4 protein-coding genes are annotated in these 3,443 nt (G+C 30.8%); 3 read left to right on the forward strand and 1 reads right to left on the reverse strand.

Features of this window, described 5'->3' with window-relative positions; translation table 11 throughout:
- Positions 1 to 146 precede the first annotated feature (146 nt).
- Positions 147 to 635 (reverse strand): prolyl-tRNA synthetase associated domain-containing protein, encoded by a 489-nt coding sequence (locus HMPREF2810_RS12165; RefSeq protein WP_002414917.1) that lies wholly within the window; start codon positions 633 to 635, stop codon positions 147 to 149.
- A 243-nt stretch (positions 636 to 878) separates the two neighbouring features.
- On the opposite strand from HMPREF2810_RS12165, the gene HMPREF2810_RS12170 reads away from it, so the two are divergent.
- The 3 genes from HMPREF2810_RS12170 to HMPREF2810_RS12180 form a co-directional block, all read left to right on the forward strand.
- Positions 879 to 1,463 carry a recombinase family protein gene (locus tag HMPREF2810_RS12170; protein ID WP_010783490.1) on the forward strand — a complete coding sequence of 195 codons (585 nt, stop codon included), beginning with the start codon at positions 879 to 881 and terminating at the stop codon, positions 1,461 to 1,463.
- A complete protein-coding gene (locus HMPREF2810_RS12175) occupies positions 1,441 to 2,868 on the forward strand; it encodes a Mu transposase C-terminal domain-containing protein (RefSeq protein WP_002404171.1) in 1,428 nt (475 codons plus the stop codon). The genes HMPREF2810_RS12170 and HMPREF2810_RS12175 overlap by 23 nt, the downstream gene beginning before the upstream one ends.
- Positions 2,861 to 3,443, forward strand: a 583-nt coding sequence (locus HMPREF2810_RS12180; RefSeq protein ID WP_070635612.1) for an AAA family ATPase, incomplete at its 3' end; no start/stop codon positions are given. The genes HMPREF2810_RS12175 and HMPREF2810_RS12180, both read left to right, overlap by 8 nt.

Consider the following 3,443-nt stretch of genomic DNA (forward strand, 5'->3'; position numbering starts at 1 on the left):
TGTCACTTTTCTTTTTAAATGGCAAAATAAATTGTTGTTAAATGGCAAATATTTCTTAAAAAAACTTCTACTATTACTTATAAAACAAAGAATAGTAGAAGTTCTTTTTATTTAGTTTAGTAGTTCTTGTGATAGTTGTTTAAAAATTAAATGTCAATAATAGAATAGTTGTAATCGATATTTTCCAAGAATTTAAAAATATCGTTAGTATCAAGAAAGATGGTTTTTGTATTTACATTAGGGTGAAAACTCATACGTGGCTCTTGAGTAATTTCTCTATCAAAGTATACATGGATATCGTTTTCATCATTATTTAGAAGTCCGAAAATTGAAACGACACCTGCAGGTAACTTCATTTTTTCCATTAAACTGTTCTCAGAAGCCATTTTGATTCTTTTTTCTCCAGTAATTTCTTTTAGTTTATCCATATCTAATCTTTTTTGATCATCCATAATTAACAAATAATATGCTGTTTTCTTTTTATTGGTCAGAAACATTGATTTTGTTCGTACACCTTCAATACCTTCTATAAAACTATCGGCTTCTTCTGTAGTTAATGCTGGCGGATGATCCACTATCTCAAATGGAATTTTAAACTCATTCAATTTTGTTTCTACTAATCCATATAAATCCAAATCAATCACTCCTTTTGACTATTCTAACACTTCTGATAATTAGAATAAATAATTTATTGTTTCTATATTTAAAATATGGACGAGTGTTCATAAAATCACCCGTTTCTGTACACAGTGTTTTTTTATCTAGTTTTTAAATTTTTAACTTCTTTTTGTGTCCATAAACTCATATCAAAATCTATGTTCAATTATACTGGTTGTTTAAAGTTATGTTACAATAGATTTTGTAAAGGAGTGATTTTTTTGAAAATAGGATACGCCCGGGTCTCTACTGGTTTACAAAATTTGGATTTACAAGAAGATAGCTTAAATAAATTCGGCTGCGAAAAAATTTTTTCAGATCATATGAGTGGTGCAAAAAGTAATCGACCAGGATTAGAAACAGCTATTGATTTTGTTCGATCTGGAGATACACTTGTCGTTTGGCGTTTAGATCGTCTAGGAAGAAATATGGAAGACTTGATTTCAATCGTCAATCGTTTGAATGAACGAGGTGTTAGTTTTCATAGTCTTCAAGAAAATATAACAATGGATAAATCAAGTTCTACGGGACAACTTATGTTCCATTTGTTTGCAGCATTTGCGGAATTTGAACGAAATCTAATTTTAGAAAGATCTGCGGCAGGACGAGCGGCAGCTCGAGCAAGAGGACGATTTGGAGGCCGTCCTGAAAAATTAAAAGCACAAGACTTAGAATTACTAAAGACTCTAGTTGATAGTGGAACACCGATTAAAACCATTGCCGAACGTTGGAATGTTTCTCGAACAACGATTTATCGCTATTTAGATAAAATGGAGGAAAAAAATGGAAAAACAAATGCTCACTAGTTTTTCAGACCATCAAAGAACAGATGCGATGAAAAAATATAAAATTATTGAGCCTTATCTTAATAAACAAGAAACGATAAAAGAAATATCTATTAAAAATAAAATACCTATTCGTACACTCTATCGTTGGGTACAAAAATATGAACATGATGGTTTAGTGGGTTTAATTAGAAAGACGCGAACTGATTTTGAGCAAATTAAGGTTTCAGAGGAAGTTCGCAAAAAAATAGAAGAATTTGTATTGAGATACAAAAAAATAAGTACAAAAACATTGTCTCGAAAAATTACTTCCTATTGTAAAGAGAACAAACTGGATATACCGAGTTATTCTCAAATTTATAAATTAAGGAAACGGATTCCCAAAAGTCTCATTCAGTTAGCTCATGAGGGAGAGAAAACATATAAAGAGAAATATGATTTAATTGCTATAAGGGAAACAACACGACCAAATGAAATTTGGCAAGCAGATCATACCTTATTAGATATCAATTTACTTGATGAAAAAGGAACTATCAATCGCCCCTGGTTAACTATTATATTAGATGACTATAGTCGAGCAGTAGCTGGTTATTATTTGAGTTTTTCTGCCCCTTCAGCAATCAATACTGCTTTAACCTTACATCAAGCTATTTGGACAAAAAAGGATTCTTCATGGTCAATATGTGGCATTCCTGAAAATTTTTATACTGATCACGGAAGTGATTTTACTTCAAATTTTATGGAACAAGTAGCTATTGATTTGAGAATAAATCTCATTTTTTCTTCTATAGGAATTCCAAGAGGTCGTGGAAAAATTGAGCGTTTTTTCCAGACGATTAATCAAGTATTTTTAGAAGGATTACCAGGATATATTGAAAATAACTGCAATGAAAAATTATTAACGATTCAAGAATTTAAAGAGAAACTACATTCTTTTCTTATCAATGAATATAATCAAACCAATCATTCTTCTATTAAAGTAAGTCCGATAAAAAAATGGAGTGAGCAATCATTTTTACCGAATATGCCTAATAGTTTAGAAGAGTTAGATTTATTGTTGTTAGAAATACCAAAAACTCGAAAAGTTCACTCTGATGGGATTCATTTCCAAGGTTTACGATATACCAATCCTAATTTATCCGCGTTTGTTGGAGAACCTGTTTTAATTCGTTATACACCAAATGATTTAGCAGAAATTAGGGTATTTTATAAAAATAAGTTTCTTTGTAATGCCATTTCTCCAGATATTTCAAATTATGAAATCAATATGGATGATCTAATTTTTGCTAGAAATAAACGAAAAAAATTACTAAAACAAAAAATACCAGTACCAAGTTCTGTAGAATTACTAATTGAAGAGAAAAAATATGAAGAAATAACTACCCCACCTAAGAAAACAACTTTAAAGAGGTACTATAATGAATAAAACCTTTATTGAAACAAAAGAATATAAACGATTTGCTGAATTTTGTGACGCATGTATTAAATATAAGTATATTGGAATTTGTTACGGTGCTCCTGGCGTAGGCAAAACGTTATCTTCAAGGTATTACTGTAATTGGGATAATATAGAAAAACAAATTGCCTATCGCCGTGCTGATGATATTGGAAAAGATGCGACAGACGAAATATTAAGTGCAAATAAAGTATTCTATACCGCTCCAGCTGAAAAAATGACTCGTGTCAGCTCGGACATCGACACACTGTCAGCTAGAATTGGTATTGTGAAAGCAATGCATTTGGTTCTTAAATATAATCAGGAAGAAGTCTATACTTTAAAGTCTTATGAAGGAATCGATTTAATTATAGTCGATGAAATTGATCGTTTAAAGCTTCAACATTTAGAACAGCTAAGAGATATTTATGATAGAAATGATTTAGCAATGGTTCTTATAGGTATGCCTGGAATCGAAAAAAGATTATCTCGTTATCCTCAACTGTACTCACGTATAGGTTTTGCACATGAATTTGATAACCTTAGTAAGGACGAAACGCATCATA

The sequence above is a fragment of the Enterococcus sp. HMSC078F03 genome (genome assembly GCF_001811595.1).
Lineage (GTDB): Bacteria > Bacillota > Bacilli > Lactobacillales > Enterococcaceae > Enterococcus > Enterococcus faecalis.

Coding starts and splice junctions, on each gene's coding strand:
- HMPREF2810_RS12175 (WP_002404171.1), top strand. CDS start 1,441: ATGGAAAAACAAATGCTCACTAGTTTTTCAGACCATCAAAGAACAGAT.